The organism is Sphingopyxis sp. SE2 (assembly GCF_032227185.1).
Lineage (GTDB): Bacteria > Pseudomonadota > Alphaproteobacteria > Sphingomonadales > Sphingomonadaceae > Sphingopyxis.
In genome coordinates this window covers 2,357,879-2,375,613 of sequence record NZ_JAPMXW010000001.1, presented here as the reverse complement: position 1 = coordinate 2,375,613, position 17,735 = coordinate 2,357,879, and the positions used below count along the sequence as shown (strand labels likewise).

The 17,735-nt window shown below is 65.7% G+C and carries 10 protein-coding genes; 6 read left to right on the top strand and 4 right to left on the bottom strand.

What is annotated here, in order from left to right; all coding sequences use genetic code 11:
• Window positions 1-171: 171 nt before the first annotated feature.
• From OVY29_RS11230 to OVY29_RS24695, 5 genes are all read left to right on the top strand, one after another.
• Entirely contained in the window at window positions 172-882 is a 711-nt protein-coding gene (locus OVY29_RS11230) for an RNA polymerase sigma factor (RefSeq protein WP_313911414.1), read from the top strand.
• Window positions 872-1,837, top strand: a complete 966-nt coding sequence (locus tag OVY29_RS11225) for a FecR family protein (protein ID WP_313911413.1) — start codon at window positions 872-874, stop codon at window positions 1,835-1,837. The genes OVY29_RS11230 and OVY29_RS11225 overlap by 11 nt, the downstream gene beginning before the upstream one ends.
• On the top strand, window positions 1,824-4,184 hold the full coding sequence (locus OVY29_RS11220) for a TonB-dependent receptor (RefSeq protein ID WP_313911412.1): 2,361 nt from the start codon (window positions 1,824-1,826) through the stop codon (window positions 4,182-4,184). The genes OVY29_RS11225 and OVY29_RS11220 overlap by 14 nt, the downstream gene beginning before the upstream one ends.
• Before the next feature lie 119 nt (window positions 4,185-4,303).
• Entirely contained in the window at window positions 4,304-5,458 is a 1,155-nt protein-coding gene (locus OVY29_RS11215; protein WP_313911411.1) for a MipA/OmpV family protein, read from the top strand.
• Between the two features lie 1,982 nt (window positions 5,459-7,440).
• Window positions 7,441-7,542 carry a MipA/OmpV family protein gene (locus tag OVY29_RS24695; protein ID WP_409581462.1) on the top strand — a complete coding sequence of 34 codons (102 nt, stop codon included), beginning with the start codon at window positions 7,441-7,443 and terminating at the stop codon, window positions 7,540-7,542.
• Between the two features lie 211 nt (window positions 7,543-7,753).
• Here the strand turns inward: OVY29_RS24695 and OVY29_RS11210 are convergent, their stop codons facing one another.
• On the bottom strand, window positions 7,754-10,756 hold the full coding sequence (locus OVY29_RS11210; protein ID WP_313911410.1) for a TonB-dependent receptor plug domain-containing protein: 3,003 nt from the start codon (window positions 10,754-10,756) through the stop codon (window positions 7,754-7,756).
• 401 nt (window positions 10,757-11,157) lie between these two features.
• Between OVY29_RS11210 and OVY29_RS11205 the strand changes: the two genes are divergently transcribed.
• Entirely contained in the window at window positions 11,158-13,566 is a 2,409-nt protein-coding gene (locus OVY29_RS11205) for a penicillin acylase family protein (protein ID WP_037554135.1), read from the top strand.
• Here OVY29_RS11205 and dacB read toward each other — a convergent pair.
• The 3 genes from dacB to OVY29_RS11190 are packed head-to-tail and all read right to left on the bottom strand — an operon-like array spanning window position 13,540 to window position 17,584.
• Window positions 13,540-15,027, bottom strand: a complete 1,488-nt coding sequence (gene dacB / locus OVY29_RS11200; protein ID WP_313911409.1) for a D-alanyl-D-alanine carboxypeptidase/D-alanyl-D-alanine-endopeptidase — start codon at window positions 15,025-15,027, stop codon at window positions 13,540-13,542. The two genes, OVY29_RS11205 and dacB, sit on opposite strands and share 27 nt — an antisense overlap.
• Entirely contained in the window at window positions 15,024-16,052 is a 1,029-nt protein-coding gene (locus OVY29_RS11195; protein WP_037554086.1) for a serine hydrolase domain-containing protein, read from the bottom strand. Before OVY29_RS11195 ends, dacB begins: the two co-directional genes overlap by 4 nt.
• Window positions 16,049-17,584 carry a permease gene (locus OVY29_RS11190; RefSeq protein WP_313911408.1) on the bottom strand — a complete coding sequence of 512 codons (1,536 nt, stop codon included), beginning with the start codon at window positions 17,582-17,584 and terminating at the stop codon, window positions 16,049-16,051. The genes OVY29_RS11195 and OVY29_RS11190 overlap by 4 nt, the downstream gene beginning before the upstream one ends.
• Window positions 17,585-17,735 lie beyond the last annotated feature (151 nt).

The following is a 17,735-nucleotide window of genomic DNA, read 5'->3' as shown; positions in this document are numbered from 1 at the left end:
GGCCGTCGGCCACGCTCTATCAAACCCGAGAAGACAGGTGATGCGGGCGAAGAGGTTGCGCCTGCACGGCGAGTAAGATAGCCCCGCACGCCCGGCTTGGTCATGTGGATCGCCATTACCTGCTATTTGTAAGGACTTGGAGCCACCTTTGACGACATTTCCCGATCAAATATGTCGGTTGCGACCCGCCCTTCATGCGGCCGCAATTACCCGATTTTTATTCCCCTATCCTGTTCGCGCAACCCCGCCGCTAATGATGGAAAAACATCCATTCGGGCTCTGTCGGACCTATTGCAGCCCTATTGCGAGCCCGTAATGAGCGACGGAGGACTCGTCCAGCTGTTCGGCGAATTGCGTCCGGCGCTGGCGCGCTATCTGCTGGCGCGCGGCGCATCGGCCGACGAGGCGGAGGACATCCTCCAGGACGTCCATATGAAGCTGCTGGCGGATGATGTCGGGCCGGTATCGCAGGCCCGCGCCTATCTCTATCGCATGACCAACAATCATTTCCTCATGCAGCGCCGCACCGCGGGCCGTCGGGTCCGCCGCGAGGAGGATTGGGTTCAAGTCAACGGTGGGCGCGACGGCGAGGCCGATGAGCGGCCGTCGGTCGAGAGCGAACTCATCGCGAGGGAACATCTCGCGATCCTGCAGCGCGTGCTCGACGATCTGCCCGAGCGCAGCCGGATCATCTTTCGCCGCTTCCGGATCGATGGCGAACCTCAGCGCCGGATAGCGGACGAATTGGGAATCAGCGTGAGCGCCGTCGAGAAACACCTGGCGCGGGCCTATGAAGCGATTGCTTCGGCGCGGCTTCGATGGAATGAGGATCGTCCCGACCGTCGGCATCTCACAGGTGAAAGAAACCGCCATGCCACGTGAGTCACAGGACAGCATCCGCGCGCGCGCGATCGAGTGGCACATCAGGCTGCGCGACGGCGACGATGCAGCGTGGGAGGCATTCGCCGAGTGGCTCGCCGAAGATGCGCGCCATGCCGAGGCTTATGATGCGGTCGAAGCGGCCGATCAGGAAATCGATTCCCTGTTGCCGCACGTCGTCATCCGCGAAGCCGCGAACGACCTCGACGCGCCGGCCGAGCCGCCGACGCGGCGCCGCTGGCGGCTTGGCCTGATCGGCGGATCGGTCGCGGCCTCGGTCGCCGCGGCGGTCGTGCTGTTTTCGGGTCCCGCGCCCAGCCGCTACGACGTCGTGACGGCGCCCGGCGAGCGGCGGGTTGTGGCGCTCGACGCGGCGACCGAAGTCACGCTCAACGGCGCAACGCGGATGACCTTCGACCGCAACGACCCGCGGTTCGCTTCGCTCGCGTCGGGCGAGGCGCTGTTTCGGGTCCGGCACGACGTGCGAAACCCCTTCCGGCTCGAAGTGGGCGCCAATATCGTCGAGGATGCGGGAACGGTCTTCAACGTCGTGCACGAGCGGGACGAGGTCCGCGTCGCGGTCGCGGAAGGGAAGATCGTCTATAATCCGGGCGTGCGCGCGGTATCGCTCGATGCGGGCCAGAGCCTCGTCGATCGCGGCGGCGCGGCGCGCGTCAAGGTGAGCGACGTCCCGGTCGCGGCGGTCGGATCGTGGAAGAGAGGATCGCTCGTCTATGCGGGCGCGCCGCTGTCGCGCGTCGCCGACGAGCTCGGCCGCGCGCTCGGGGTGCGCATCGCCGCTGCACCGTCGATTGCCGACCGGCCGTTTTCGGGGACGATCGCCCTCGACGGCAGCGGCGTGGGTCAGCTCAGACGGCTGAGTCCGGCGCTGAACGTCGTGGTCGAAGAGGGGCCGGACGGATGGATCATGAGGCCGACCGTTAGTGCCGCGCCATAGGTGGGCGGCGACGACGGTCGCCCTGTTCTGCCTCGCGGCCACCGACCCCGCCCATGCGCGATCGTTCGACATCGCACCGGGTCCGCTTGGCGAGGTGGCTGCGCGGATCGGCGCGCAGGCGGGGATCACCATCGCGATCACCGATCCCGATATCGCGGCGCGCCGGTCGCCGGGGGTGCGGGGCGAATATCCGGTTCGCGTGGCGCTCGACCGGGCCTTGCGGGGCACCGGCGCGAAAGCGATATTTTACGATCGGGCGACCGTGCGCATCGTCCGCAGCCGCGCGGAGCGAAAGCGGCCGCTGCGGCCGAAACCGGCGCCGCGAAAGGCGCCCGCGGTACAAATCGACCCGACCGATATCGTCGTCACCGCGAGCAAGCAGAATATGGCGCTCGACCATTTTCCGGGTTCGGCGAAAATCGTCGGGCTCGATTCCGATTGGATGGCGCGTAGCGCGCCCGGCGGAACCGCGGCCATCACCGCCGTGCTGCCGACGCTCAACGCCACGAACCTCGGCCGGGGGCGCAACAAAATCTATGTGCGCGGGATCGCCGACAGCAGTTTCAACGGCCCGACACAGGCGACGGTGGGGCAGTATCTCGGCGATGTCCGCCTTTCCTACAACGCCCCCGATCCCGACCTCAATCTTTACGACCTCGATCGCGTCGAGGTCCTCGCGGGGCCGCAAGGGACGCTATACGGCGCCGGTTCGATCGGCGGGATCGTGCGGCTGGTGCCCAACGGACCCGACAGCGGCTCGGCTTATGCGAGCGCGTCGGCCGGGATCAGCGCGACCCGCTTCGGCGGGGTTGGCGGCGATATCGCCGCGATGGTCAACCTGCCGCTGGCAGAGGGGCGAATGGGGCTGCGCGCCGTCGTCTATGGCGCGCGCGAGGCCGGTTATATCGACGACCCGGGCCGAAACCGGCGCGATATCAATGACGGCCATCATTTTGGCCAGCGGCTGATCTGGCGCATCGACGATGTCGCGGGTTGGACCGTCGACGTCGGCGGGGTCCATCAGCGCATCCGCGCCGATGACGGACAATATCTGCTGCGCGGCGCGCCGCCGCTCGAACGTCGCAACAGCCTGTCGCAGCCGTTCCGGAACGACTATCGCCTCGTCTATGTCACCGCGCGGCGACCGATGGGCAGGGGCGAGCTTGTCTCGACGGCCTCGGTCGCCCGGCAGGACCTCTCGACGGTGTTCGACGCGACCGGGCCCGATCCCACGGCGGTGCCGCGGCGCTTCGAAGAACAGAATGACATAACCTTCTGGTCGCATGAAACGCGGCTTTCGGGTGGCGGTGCGAAAACACCTTGGGTCGCGGGCTTCGCGGCGATCCATAATGTCAGCCGTGTGTCGCGGTGGCTCGGGTCGCCCGAGGCGCCCGCGCAGATCGCGGGGGTCCGCAACCGGCAACTGGAGTTCTCGCTCTTTGGGCAGGCGACGCTTCCGGTCGCGCGTGCGCTGCACCTGACGATGGGTGGGCGCCTCTCCGTCGGGCGCGGCGCGGGGCGGCTGGTCGGCGAGGGGGCCGACGGACCCGAGGAAGCATCGAAGCGGCGGGCACAGTTCGCGTCGACCGTCGCGCTCGACTGGCGCTTCAGCCGGTCCTTGTCGATCTATGCCCATTATCAGGAAGGTTTCCGGGCCGGCGGCTTCGCGGTGGCGCCCGCCGGATCGGCTACGGACAGTCAGGAATTTCTGCACGACGAACTGGGGCAGGTCGAACTGGGCGTCCGGTGGCGGGACAAGGATCGCGACCGCTTGTCGCTTCGCGCCGCCCTGTTCGCGGTCGACTGGAACAATGTCCAGGCCGATCTCGTCGACGAGGCAGGCCTGCCCTATACGGCGAACATCGGCAACGGCAGGATATATGGGCTCGACGGCGAAATACAGTGGCGCGCGACGCCTTCGCTGACCTTGACCGCGGCGGCATTCCTCAACCAGAGCTTTCTTTACGACGTCCCGCCCGAATTCGGAGAGCCGAACAAGAACACGCTTCCCAATATCCCCGATGACGGATTGCGGCTCGGGCTGGAATGGCGCAGGCAACTGGCGCGGAAGGTCGGCCTGACAGTCAATGCGTCGTTTCGCGGTTTCGGCAAGTCGAACCTGGGCGTCGGGCCCCTGCTCGACGTCTCGCAAGGCAATTACGGGGTCGTCGGTATCGGCGCGCGGCTCGCCTTTCCCCGTTTCGGCCTGTCGCTCGACATTGCGAACCTGGGCGACACGCGCGCGAACACCTTCGCATTCGGCAATCCTTTCGAACTGGCGGGCCGGAACCAGATAACCCCCGTGCGCCCGCGCACGATCCGACTGGGGATCGACGCCCGCTTCTGACTTCCTGGGCAAGAACGACGGGCTTTTCCGCCCATTTGCTTTCCGGCGCAGTCCTCAGCAAATTTTTGGTGAGGAGCGACTTCCCCCTCGGCGTCTCAGGGGGGAAGGAGACGCCGCCGATGGCCGACGAACTGACGCCGCTGGAAAAACAAGTGATTGCGCTATCCCTCCGCGATCCGCGTTCCAGCTTGATGCCGCGCAGCAATATCTTTCTGTGGCTTTTCGGGCATCGCGCGACGTCGCTTCCGCTCGCCAATCCCCGGCTCGAGGCGCTGCGGCGCTATGCGATCCTGCGCCGGACCTCGAAGCAGGCCCTTCCCCAAGACGAATGCGATCGCCTTTGCCGCGCGGGGTACGATTCCCGGCAGAAGGAAGCGATCGACCGGCTGGTCGCGCCGCACCACATGCAAAACCATTTTCGCGTCCGCGCCGGCGACTTTGTCCGGCGTCGTGCGAAAGACCGGGCGCCGGGCCTCCTCCCCCCAACCACGATCCCGGCGTCCGGTCCCTCCCGGTCCCTTACTCCCCCCAGCATAGCGAAGGAAAATATGCTCAACTTCTCCACTCCCCGAATGCGTTCGCCCCTCATGCTCGCGATGCTGCCGCTCGCGATGGCGCCCGCCGCCGTGCAGGCGCAGCCGCAACGGCCGCTCCAGGGACCGTCGGACGCCCCCGATAGTAGTGGCGATCACATCGTCGTCGGTGTCGGCGGACTCTATGCGCCAGCCTATCAGGGCGCGGACGATTACAGGTTCCAGCCGCTGCCCATGGTCGACGTGAAATGGGGCCGTTTCTTCGTCAATCTTCAGGACGGTATCGGAGCCAATCTCTTCGATTCCGAGCATGTGACGGTTGGCGCAGGGCTCACTCCGGTCGGCGGCTACCGGGCGAAGGATGCGCCGGATGGCATCGGCAAGCTGTCGCTGGGCCTCGGTGGGCGCGGTTTCGTGAAGCTGCGGCAAGGCGGCTTCGAAGCGACGCTCGGAGCGACCAAGGTCATCACCGGCAACACCGAAGGCGTTATTGCGGATGCGAGCCTCGCCTATCGCGTCACGGCGAGCGACAAGCTGATGTTGATCCCGTCGATCGGCACCACCTGGGGGAACCGAAAGCACAACAATCGCTATTTCGGGGTGACCGCAGAGCAATCCGCCGCATCGGGGCTCCCGCAATATCGCGCGGGCAGCGGGCTTGTCGACGCGAAGGCCGAACTCGCAGTCGTCTACCGCCTGACCGATCGCGTCAGTTTGATGACAGTGGGTAAGCGTGGTTGAAGGCCGCAGTTACGCGGCTGAGCGATCATGCTGGGGCCGCCAGTTCAGGGCATGAAACCGTCCCGGCGGGACGGTACAGCCTGAAGCGTCTTCTCGATGACATCGGCAATATAGGCGGCCTGCGGCTCGACGCCCATTGAGCAGCGTCTCGATGACGGAGTAGATGGCGGCGGCGCGTTCGCCGGCCTTCGATCCGGCGAACAGCCATTCTTGCGCCCGATCGCGATCATCGGAATTATGGCGCGCTCAGCGTGTTGTCGATCTCCGCCATGCCTCGTCGATGTAGCGGGTCCAGCGCGTCAGCGCTTACGACCATAGGCGAGCGCCTTTACCATCATGACTTGGGCGATAGGCGGCGCAGGGCGTCTCGACGACGCCAGGCCCAAGTACTCAGTGCAGCCTTGCCGAGCGCGAGCATCGGCTTTCAACGTGTCGTCGGTGTGGGCTTGTGACCTTCAGTCCTTCCTCGCGGATGCGCTCACGATAAGGATCCGAGCAGATGCGCGGCCTGGCCCGCCCAGCCGGCGAGGGTTGAACGATCGTCATCGGTACCCCTGCGCCGCCATCATCTCTGCCTGGCGATAGAGAGGGGGGTGATCGAACTTGTGGACGACGACATGGGCGAGCGTCGCGAAGCTGGCCTTGCCGTGCTATGGCCTTCACCAGCGCCAGTGCCTGGACAATCCTGTCGCAGGCGCGGCAGCTGCTCACCAGGCCGCACGTTGCGGATGGCGCGCCACTGGACCGGGGCAATATCGAGCTGCTCATCACTGTCGTCGTCGCAGCGGGCGCAGCGCGCCGCCACAATCAGGACAGGTGCAGTTGCCGGCCTCAGGCTCGATCCGCCACGTTCAGCGCGCAGATGATCAGGCAGCGCGCCGGCGAGGTCATGGTGACGCCCTGTGTCGGCGGTGCGGCTGTCCGCATTTCCTCGGCTTCGCCTTCGGCTCCTCGAGGGCAGGCTCCAGCTGCTCGATCTGCAGCGCGGAAAGGCTGCTCGAAGGACTGGCCGAGGTCATGCAGCGAAGCGCAAGCTGGTGGCGGTATCGATCAGCGTATCCTTGCCGCGAGCGGCTTCGAGGCTCGGCGATCCGAGCGTCTTTGTCGATGCAGGAAGAGGCTGCCGACACCCCGGATACCTAGCAAACAGGCGCGTGCCAGCGAAACCCTAATAATCCGCCGCGCACACCCTGCGAGCAGGGCGCGGTGCGTTCAGGACGCCGCCAGTCGATGCCTTCGAAACGCTTATCGAAAGCTGCGCCGGTGGGAATGACCTTGCCCGCCTTGGTGATCGGCTGAACGAATCAGCCGCGGTCCATGCGCTGAGAACAGTACAGGCCCCTGGCCATCAATACCAGAGCAGCTTGACCAGATCGCCGCGCGCCGCGAACAACGAACAACGCGCCCAGTACGGACTCTTCTCCAGCACCTGCGCCCAGCACGCGAGGCCATCAGACGCATATCGGTGGCGCCGCGGGCGTAGATACGTGTCGTCGTGGTGGTAACGGGATCATCCGGGCAGGACGGACATCGCGAGCCAGTGCGCCGGCATCGACCGCCGCGACCGTGAAGCCTTACCCCCGACGGGGCTCGATCCCGATCTGGCCGGTTCCCATCATCGGCGGTCATTTGGACGCCATCGGCAAAATGATGGAGGCGCAGTGCCGCTTCAATCCATCCAGATCGCCCGCCGGCGCGCGTCGGCGCCAATGACCGAGCTATCCGCTACCGATCATGCCCGCTTGCAGGTCACCGATCGAGCCATCGAGCCGAACGCCTCGCGCAGAATGGACAGCTTCTGGTCCGCTGACCGCCTGGCGCCCGGCAACCTGCGCGATCTGACTACTCATATATTACTCATATGACCACTCACGAGTACTCGCTCCCGCCACCTCGATATCCTCGCTCATCACCGCTCACGCAGGCGGCAATCAGCCGCGCAGCAGCTTCCTGCAAAGGCGGCCTTCAGGGCAGTTACGACAGTGGGAGGCGTGTCCTCATTGCTTGGCGATGCGAAGGACAGCCCGATCGTCTATCACAAGACGCGTCCTTATGGGATCTTTGCGATCACCTACCGTTTCTGACCCTACAACCATGAAGCCGGGATGCGCGACGACCGCGGACTATCGCCTCTTTGTCCTCGGAGTAATCGGCGATCGCGCCGGTGGTGTGCCCCCGCTCCTTCGCGATATTGCGCAGCGAAGCGGGGCATGGCCATCACCCTGATTTCCGGGGGCGCAGCAGTTCGCGGCTTGTTGTCACGCGAAATTGGCAGCTCGTTCCTGCCGGTTCGGTTCACTTCGTCCTGAACCGGATTCCGACGCGGAATTGGCGGCCGAGAAGATCCGAATAGGTGCTGTTCGCAGCCAAACCGGTTTCAGGTAGCAGCAGCGGATCGGCATCGAACAAATTGGTCACGTTGAAGAAGAGTTCGGCCTGCGATCCACTCTGCATCCGGACCTTCTGTGTCAGATTGAGATCGACGTAGAAGGTGCCCTTGACGTGGTTGTTGTCATAGGTCGGCGCCTGGCTGGTCGAGGTCGGGCAGCCGCTCGTGCATTCGATGGCGTTTGCCAGATATTTGCCCGAACTGACGCCTCGACCGGTGATCGTGCCTGAGAAAGCCGGATTTTCATAGATGAGGCTGCCGCGAAAGATCCATTTCGGCGTTGCCGACTGGCTGCCGTTCGCGCCGACGGTATTGACCGGGGTTACCCCGGCAATGCCGGTGTCTGACAGATTCTCGATATAGCGCGTCGCGTTACCCCGCAGCGTGATGCTGCTTTCTCCGCCGACCGGCAGGCGGTAGGCCGCGTCGAAGTCGATGCCGCGCACCAGCTTGCTGACGAAATTGAAGGGCTGACTGCGGATCAGCAGATAGGGGACGCGCGGCGGCCCCGGTTGTTCGCGTGCCGGATCCTCGGTGATCGCGTCGCAATATTCCTGTCGTCCTTCGTCGCAGCGGTTGACGATTTCCTGTGCGGAGATCGTATCGATCGCATCCTCCAGATCGATGCGGAAATAATCGACCGATGCGCTGAAGCCGGGCAGGAAACGCGGCGTGACCACCGCGCCGATATTCCACGAATCGGCCTTTTCCGGTTTCAGGTCCGGATTGCCCGTCGTCAGGCCCGAATAGGGGAAGAATTGCGGGCCGCTGGTCGGGTCGCCCTGAACGAACGCCGGGTTGCGCACCGAATCGCTGTTGGCGGTGCCTGCCTGGAACAGTTCGTTGAGGTTGGGGGCGCGAATGTCGCGCGATCGCGTGACGCGGAAGCGGATATCCTCGATCGGCGCCCAGGTTGCGCCAAGCTTCCACGTGGTAACATAGCCCGAGGTCGAATAGTCTGTCGCGCGGACAGCTCCGTTGAATTCGAGGCCAAGGCCCAGCGGGACCACGGTCTCGAGATAGGCTTCCTTCACATTATAGCTGCCCTTGAACGGCAGATAGTTGCCGACCGACCATCGGTTCGACGTCGTCCCGTCGGCGTTGCGGGCGGGCTGAAATTCCTCCGGCACGCTGCCGCGAATCTTCTCTTCGCGATATTCGCCGCCGATCGCGATGCTCACGTCGCCCGCCCATGTCGCGAACGGCGTCAGCGACAGGTTCGCACCGGCGACATATTGCTCCATCACCTGCTTGCGATAGGGATCGCCGAGCACATAGTCGATCGCCGCCGGGTCGGCGACGCCGATACCCAGACGGTTGAGCGGCACGCAGTTCGGATCGTTGTTGTTGGCGTCCGCATCGACGTTGATCAGGCACTGGATCGAACCGGTCGCATAGCCGCCGGAATTTCCTGCCGGCGCGAAGGCGGCGTTTGACGCGTCTCGCATCCGGCCCACATTCATGATGTTGCGGAGCTGCTCGCGCAGGTCCGACCGGCTATATTGGCCATAAACGTCCCAGCGCGCCGCTTTGCCGAACGCGTCGAACTCGCCCTCGGCGCCGATGACATAGCGCTGGACCTCGCGCTGGTTGTTGATGCCGCGGAACGGCAGGTCGGCCGCGGTGGTCGTGATGCTGATGCTGTTGACGCCCGCGAGGCGCGCGGCACCCAGCGTTTGCAGCGCAAAGGCGTTGCAGGTCGTGGGGACGGGGACGACCGTGCAACCGACCGTGCCGAGCGTCGCCGACCCGAGGTTGGGACCCGCGTTAAAGAAGACTTCCTGCCGGTTGTACGAGCCTTCGGCGAAGATTTCGACGCCGTAGGCGATTTCGTAGCTCAGGCGGCCAAAGACGCCCCAGCGGTCGTCCTTGGGGTTCAGGCCGATGCGGCGGCCCGAATCGTTGAGCCGCCAGTCGCCGCCGACGGTGCGCGTCACCGCGGAACCGCTGTTCAGCGCGGGCGAGTTGAACGAGCCATAGTTGAACTGATTGACCTCCCCGTTCCGCCCGAAATAGAGGCCGCGCAGCGCATTGTTGTTGCCCGCCGAACCCGTGATGAAGCCGCCGGGCGCCTGATTGGTCTGGCCGGCATTCTCGCGGAAGGTGATAAACGCCGGTTGGCCATTGGTCGCGGTATAGGCGGGGTTTGCGAAGGCCAGATAGCCGCGGTGGTTCCACGGCCGGTCGTTCGGATCGATCTCGTAAATGCCGTCCTGATGCGCGATCTCGGCGTTGAAGACGGCATGGCCGCGGCCTTCGGCGAACGACAGGCCGCCCGCCACGCTGCCCGAATAGTTGAACCCGTCGCCCTTGTCGGTGAGGCCGATGTCCCCGGTGATGCGGAGACCTTCCAGCTTTTTGTTGAGGACGAAATTGACGACGCCGGTGACCGCGTCGGAACCATAGGCCGACGATGCGCCCCCGGTCACGACCTCGACCCGATCGACCAGCGCCTGCGGGATGGTGTTGATGTCGACCCAGCCGAAAATCGTGGAACCGACCGAACGACGGCCGTCGACGAGAACGAGCACGCGGCTTTCGCCGAGGTTGCGCATGTTGAGCGCGTTGATGCCCGCCGAGCCGTTCGAAATATTGAGGCGCGAGTTGGCGGGCCGCGTCGAACCGGCGAGTTGTGGAAGCTGGTTGACGAAATCGGCTATATTGTTCGACGGCGAGGTGTTTTGGATGTCCTGTTGCGACAGAACGACCAGCGGGGTCGGGGCTTGGAAGCCGTCGCGTGCGACGCGCGAACCGGTGACGATGATCTGGTCGGACAGCGCCGCTTCGGTGCTGTCGGCAGCGGAGGCTTCCTCCTGCGCCAGTGCCGGTGCGGCCTGCACCAGCGCCAGTGCGGTCATCGCCGCCCCGAAACGGCCCAGCGGCCCACGAACATGTTCCATATCACGCATATCAGCAGTCCCCTGTTGCCCGAGCCGCACGCCCCAAGGCGCGTTCCGGCCTGTCGCCGGCTCGGCTTGCCTAATGTCCCACCTGACCATCTGGCGGATGCCCTGCTCCGCCCTTCTTATTCATGATAAGCGCCGTACCCTACCCGCGGCCGCCACGCACAAGGCTAGCCCAGGTCGGTTTGGTGACGGTGAGGTTACAGGGTGCTTTCGGCAGGTCAACAACTACCCTAATAACTTGAATATATGGATATATAACCTCAAGGAATAATACTGTGGCAGCCCTTGCGGGAATATCTGATAGCTTGCAGTTATAGGACGTGACCCGCTTGTTATGGCCGCGCCGCGGAGAGGTGCGATAGGGTCGGCGTTGGTTGTGCTTTTTCGATGTTGGAGGGCTCCTGTTGATCCAGCGCCGTGCGTTCCTGCTGGCTTCCGCCGCCTTTGTCGCGATGCCGGCAAGCCTGATGGCAAAACCCAAGGTGACGGGAGGCATGGGCACAGCGCGGTCCGTCCGGCTGGCGGGCGCGCGGGCACCGATCGAGGTGATCGAAGACGAACTGGGCGTGCCGCACGTCCGCGCCGCGTCGTTGCACGACGCCTTTTTTGGGCAGGGCTATCTCGTCGCGCGCGACCGGCTCTTCCAGATCGATATGGATCACCGCCGCGACATGGGGCGAATGGCCGAAGCTTTCGGCCCACGATTTATCGCGGCGGACAAAGCGGCGCGACTTTTCCTTTATCGCGGCGACATCGACGCCGAACTTGCGGCGCTGCCGTCCGACGTCCTCGAATGCGCGCGCGGCTATGTTGCCGGCGTCAACGCCCGCATCGACGAACTCGCAGCCGATCCGGCGCAATTGCCGCTGGAATATGGCATCCTCGGAATCAGTCCGCTGCGCTGGGATGTGCGCGATCTCGTGCGGGATCGCGGCATCAGCATGGGCGACGCCGACGACGAGGTGCGCCGCGCACAGCTTCAGGCGCGCGGCCTGCTCGACGCCGACCAGCTGATGATGCCGCTGCGCCCCGCCTGGTCCTTCACCATCCCCGAAGGGCTCGACGTCGCGGCGGTGAGCGAAACCGATCTGGGTATCCTCGACCCTGCCAACCGGCCTGCGAGCTTCGCCCCGATCCAGGAAACGCGGCTCGACCCCGCCGAGCGCAATGCCGAGCGCTTCGCGCTCGGCAGCAACGCATGGACCGTCGCACCGTCGCGCAGCGCGACCGGACGACCGATCCTCGCCAACGACCCGCACCTCGGTATCGGCGGGTCGAGCCCGCGGCACATGGTCCACCTGACCGCGCCGGGGCTCGACGTCATCGGCGCGGGGGCGCCGGGACTGCCCGGGATCATGCAGGGCCATACCGACCGCTTCGCCTTCGGCCGCACCAATTTCCACATCGATCAGACCGACCTCTTCATCCTCCGCACCAAAAAGGACGATCCCGGCCGCTATTGGCACAAGGGCGAATGGAAAGCGTTCGAGACGGTCGAGGAGGAGATTGCCGTCAAGGGTGCGCCGGCCGAGCGCGTGATCCTGCGCTATGCGGACGGCCGCCCGGTCGTGTCCGAGGATGCGGCACGCGAGCGCGCGGTTGCCCTGGCGACCGTCGCCATGCTGCCAGGTGCAAACATGCGATTTGCGATCATCGCGATCAACCTGTCAAAGGACTGGGCGTCGCTCCGCAAGGCGTTCAAGCTGCACGTTTCCCCGACCAATTTCCATTATGCGGATGTCGACGGCAACACCGGCTGGCAGACAATCGGTTTTGTACCGCGCCGGCCGCGGCACGACGGGTTGTTTCCGGCGCCCGGCGACGGGTCGTTCGACTGGACGGGCATCCTGCCCGTCGAGGATATGCCGCACGTCTATAACCCGCGCGAAGGCTGGTTCGCGTCGGCGAACCAGATGAACCTGCCGGCCGATTATCCCTATCGCGAACGGATCATCAGCTTCAGCTGGAGCGACCCCTTTCGCTACGATCGTTGCGCCGAGGTCTTGCGTGCCCAGCCGAAACACCGGATCGAGGACAGCATCGCGCTTCAGCACGATGTCCAATCGCTTCCCGCGCGCGCACTCGTCAAACTGCTTCCGGCCGCGCCGTCGCCCGAAGCCGCCGGCGCCGCGGCGCTCCTCCGCCGCTGGAATTGCGGCATCGAGGCCGACAGCGCCGCGACCCTGCTCTATGAAATGGTCATGGCATCGCTGTCGACGGCCTTTTACGAACGGGTCGTTCCTGCGGCTGCGCGCGACCTGATCCCCTCGGTCAACCTGTCCGAAATGTTGCGCATCCTCGGCGCACCCGACAAGCGCCTCGGCGACGATCCCGTGGCGGCGCGCGATGCGATGATCGATGGCGCACTGGCGGCGGGCTGGAAGCGCGCGGTCGAACTGGCCGGCCCCGATCCCGCGGGCTGGCGCTGGGGCGACCTCCACCGCGTGACGATCGCCCATCCGCTGGCGTCGTCGAACCCGGCGATCGCGGCGGCCTTCCCGAAGATCGAGGGCGGCCGCTCGGGCGGCGACTGGAATACGCCGATGGCGCGCGGTTTCAACGCCAAACGCGGCTTCGACGTCTCGCACGGCGCCAGCTATCTCTTCGTCGCCGACGTCGGCGCTTGGGACAATAGCCGCTTTCTGTTGCTCCCCGGCCAGTCGGCCGATCCGCGCTCGCCGCGCTATCGCGATTTCTATCCGAAGTGGATCGCGGGCGAGATGCAGCCCTTATGGTTCAGCAAGGGGGCGGTCGAACGGCACGCCGCCGCGCGGCTGATCCTGACCCTAAAGCGCCTCGGCGATAGCGACTAGCGCGCGGTCGACCGCAGCGGTCGCCTCGCCATCGGTGTCCTCGGGCATGTCGTTCGCCAGCGCCGAGAAGATGAGCGTCGCGCCGCTGCGCGTCACGAGATAGCCCGACAGCGCGCGCGACGCGTTGAGCGAGCCGGTCTTCGCGAACAATTTTCCTTCAAGGACCGTGCCCTTGAACCGGTTTTGCAGTGTCCCGTCGCGCCCCGCGACCGGCAGCGTCTCGCGCCACGCCGCGCCCCATGGCTGGCGTGCGATCCAGCCGAGCAGACCGACCGCGGCGCGCGGGCTGAGGCGGTTGTAGCTCGACATGCCCGACCCGTCGGCAAAGTGATAGCCTGCCTCGGACACGCCCGCCCCGGTCATGACCCTTTGCATCACCGCCTGCCCGTCGGCGATCGAGCCGCTGCCCGCGTGCCGCGCGACGCGCCGCAGCATCAGCTCGGAGTGGAGATTCTGGCTTTCCTTGTTGATCCGCACCATATTTTCGGCGAGCGACGGCGCGGGCAATTCGGCGAGCATGGCGGGTTCGGGGGGGCGCGTGGCCGGTGCGCCCTTGCGATTCTCGGGATCGTCGGCGGCGGTCAGCGGCCGGTGACGCACCGCAATATCGCCATCGACGCGCACCCCGCGCGCGCGCAGCAGTTCGCGAAAGCGCCACGCCGTATAATGGGCGGGATCGTCGATCCCATAGCGGAGCGCCATCGGCGCGACATCGGCGCCGACGGTGCCGGTCAAGCGGAGGGTGCGGCTGTTCGGCATGCGATCGGCCTCAATCGCCTCTTCCTTGCCCGCGACGGTAATGACGCGATTCTCGATCTCGTAATAGCCGGACGTCTGTATGCCCGGCGCCGCGCCGATCGCACCCGGCGCCAGCTTCACCATCAGCTCATTGTCGTCGAGCGTCAGCGCCGATATGCCGGTGCCGTAACGCGACGGGATATTGTTCCAGCTCATCCCCGGGCTCCAACGCTCGTCGGGGAACCAGCTGTCGTCGCCGACGATGTTGCCGACATGACGCGTCTTCGCCGCGACCGCGTCGGCGAGCGTTTGCAGGCAATCGGTCTTGCAATCGTCGGCGCTCGACAGCATCGCGTCGCCGCGCCCGTGCAGCACGACGTCGACCTTGCCGTCGGCGCCGGTTTCAAGCCGCACGCCCGTGCCCTTTGCGTTGCTCTGGAGCGAAGGCAGCTCGGCATAGGCGATCGCGGTCGTGAACATCTTGGTGTTCGATGCCGGGATGAAGCGCTGATCGGGCGCGATCGACACCAGCACCTCGCCGTCGAGCGTCGTCACGAGCACACCGAAGCGCGAACCCGCCGGTCCCTCGGCCAGCTTCTGCTCGACAGTCGCCAGCAGCGGCGCAGGCACCGGGCTCGTGGCCGTCTGCGCCCGCGTTGCGACCGACGAAAAGGACAGCGCGAGTGCCGCGGCGAGAGCGAGCTTGTTGATCGGTGCGTTCATGATTTCGTCTGTTCGTCCCATGCAGTGATGACCCGATCGCCCACGGCGGGGCGCAGGATCGCAATGTCGCTATCGGCGTGGCGGGTCGGATGGACCCGGTTGGTGAGCAAGGTCCAGGCGAGGCCGCGTTCGAAATCGACCCAGAGGCCGGTGCCGGTGAATCCGGTATGGCCGATCGTCTCCGCGGAACAGGCATCGCCGCCATGCCATCCGGCGAAGGCGCGTTCCCAGCCACAGGTACGATGGCGATCGCCCGCCGTACGGATTTCGGCCATCATCGCTTCCGGCAGGATTTCACCGGCCATCAAAGCGCGCGCGAAGCCGAGGACGCCGTCGATGGTGCCGAACAGCCCCGCGTGGCCCGGCGCGCCGCCGAGCGCGAAGGCGTTTTCGTCATGCACCTCGCCCTTCATCACGCGCCCGCGCCAGCTGCAATCTTCGGTTGCGACCGCCGGGCCGGGCGGCGGGCCGAAGCCGAGTCCCGCGCCGAGCGGCCAGTCCGACAGCGGCGCGCCGGTCAGGCGTTCGATCGCGATGCCGAGCAGGATAAAATTGATGTCCGAATAGACCGGCGTTCCATGTCGCCACTCGCGCTGAAGGACGAAGGCGCGCAGCCGCGCCGGATCGTCGCCATAGGTATAGATCGGCTCGACCGCGGGCAGGAAGCTGCGGTGCATCAGGCAATCGCGAAAGGTCAGCTTGCGCTCGGCCGCGCCCGCGATGTCATATTGGCGCAGATCGGGGATGGCGTCGGTCAACGGCCGGTCGAGCTCGAGACGACCTTGCTCGGCGAGCGTCAGGATCATCGTCGTTGTCGCGATCACCTTGCTGAGCGAGGCGAGGTCGAACCAATGCTCGCGCGTCAGTGTCTCGCGCGCGGGGACGAGCGCTGCCATGCCCTCCAGCCGGACCGCACTTTCGCCGTCGGCACCGACCACGCCGACCGCTGCGCAGGGAATGCGCCCGCTTTCGACCGCTTCGCGCGCGGAGGCGAAGGCCGCCTCGCAAACAGCTCCGACCGTCACGCCGGTATCCGCCCTTTCACGCGGGCGACAACGGGCAACAGGAAGATCGCCGCAAAGCTCAGCGCGCCGGACAGCAGGAAGAAACCGTCATAGCCGATCTGCGTCTGCATCGACCCCGATGCCCCCGCGAGCAGGCGCGGCAACAGGAAAGCAAAGCCTGAGAGCAGCGCATATTGCGCGCCCGGATAGGTGGGGCTCACCAGCATAGAGAGATAGACGACGAAGACCGCACCCGCGAAGCCGTTGCCGAATTGGTCGACCGCGACCGAGGTGTAGAGGACGAGAGCCGACGGGTCGGCGTGCCACAGCCAGACATAGACCCAGTTGCCGACGGCGGCGGTCACCGCACCGATACCGAGAGTCCAGCCGAGCGACAGCCGCGTCGACAGAAGGCCGCCGAGCGCGACGCCTGCCATGCTCGCCGACAGCGCGACCACGCCGTCGGCGACGCCGATCTGGTGCAGGCTATAGCCCTTCGCGTTCCACAGGGGATGCGACAGCGTCAGCGTCAGCACGTCGCCCATGCGGTAGAGTGAAACGAAGGCGAGCATTGCGAGCACCGCATAGCCGTAGCGCCAGAACAGCTCGACATAGGGCGCGGCGAAGGCGGGCAGGGTGGCTGCTGTGCCGGCGGAAAGGCGATTGATCCGCGGCAGCGCCATTGCCAGCGCCGCAAAGGGAAGCAGCGCCACCGCCAGCACGAAAGGCGTTACATTGGTCTTCGCCGACAGCCCCATGCCCGCGGCAACCGAGAGCAGAATCCAGCCGGCGGCCGCGGCAATCAGTGCGGCGGTGAGCAGGATGAGCAGGCTGGCGCCGATCCCGCTCGCCAGCGCCGGGGCGCGGCCGCCCGTGCCTTCGCGTTCGGGGCGCATCGCTGCGAGAATCGGAAAAGGCGCAAACGCCGCGATTGCGATGACCAGATAGGCGATCGTCCAGTCGGCCCACGCCGCGACCAGAATCGCGCCGCTCCCCGCCGCGACCATCGCGCTGCGATAACCCCACAGATTGGCGGCGACGATCGGCGCCTGCTCGGTCTGCGTCGGCGCAAGCTCGATCCGCCAGCCGTCGGCTGCGACCTCGAGCGTTGTCGTCCAGAAGGCGAGCAGGATCGCGAACAGCGCGGTAAGCGGCAGGCTCTTGTCGCTCGAGGTAAAGGCCATCGCGACCATCGACAGGAAAATGCCGAGCTGCGACAGCATGATCCACCCGCGCCGCCGCCCCCAAAAGCGCGCAAAGCCGGGTATGTCATAGCGCTCGATCAATGGCGCCCAGGCGAATTTGAAGGTCGGCAGCAACGCGATCCACGCGAAAAAGCCGATGATCACGATGTCGACCCCGTGCCGCGCGAGACGCAACGTCAGCACCGCATTGAACATGTAAAAAGGCAGCCCCGCCGAGAAACCGAGCAATAGATAAAGGCCGAGCAGGCGCCTTGCCGACGGTTTGGCGGGCGTATCACGAGCGAGCGCCGGCGCGTCGACGCCAAGCACCGCGGCCGCTGCATTCGCCTCAATCGCCGATACAGTCACGCGCCGGCACCCGGCCCGGCGGCCCCCTGGCCCTCTGACGCCGCGATTCCGCGGTGGAATGAACCTCTCATCGACCCTTTTTTGCCCCGATCTGTTTGTTCCGTCCCGAGCGTGCGATCCTTCCGCGAGCGGAGCCCGCCCGTCAAGTTCG

What these genes read in the sequence shown, in the direction of transcription:
- OVY29_RS11230 (WP_313911414.1), top strand. Translation starts at nt 172, where the DNA reads ATGTCGGTTGCGACCCGCCCTTCATGCGGCCGCAATTACCCGATTTTT.
- OVY29_RS11215 (WP_313911411.1), top strand. Translation starts at nt 4,304, where the DNA reads ATGGCCGACGAACTGACGCCGCTGGAAAAACAAGTGATTGCGCTATCC.
- dacB (WP_313911409.1), bottom strand. Translation starts at nt 15,027, where the DNA reads ATGAACGCACCGATCAACAAGCTCGCTCTCGCCGCGGCACTCGCGCTG.
- OVY29_RS11210 (WP_313911410.1), bottom strand. Translation starts at nt 10,756, where the DNA reads ATGCGTGATATGGAACATGTTCGTGGGCCGCTGGGCCGTTTCGGGGCG.
- OVY29_RS11225 (WP_313911413.1), top strand. Translation starts at nt 872, where the DNA reads ATGCCACGTGAGTCACAGGACAGCATCCGCGCGCGCGCGATCGAGTGG.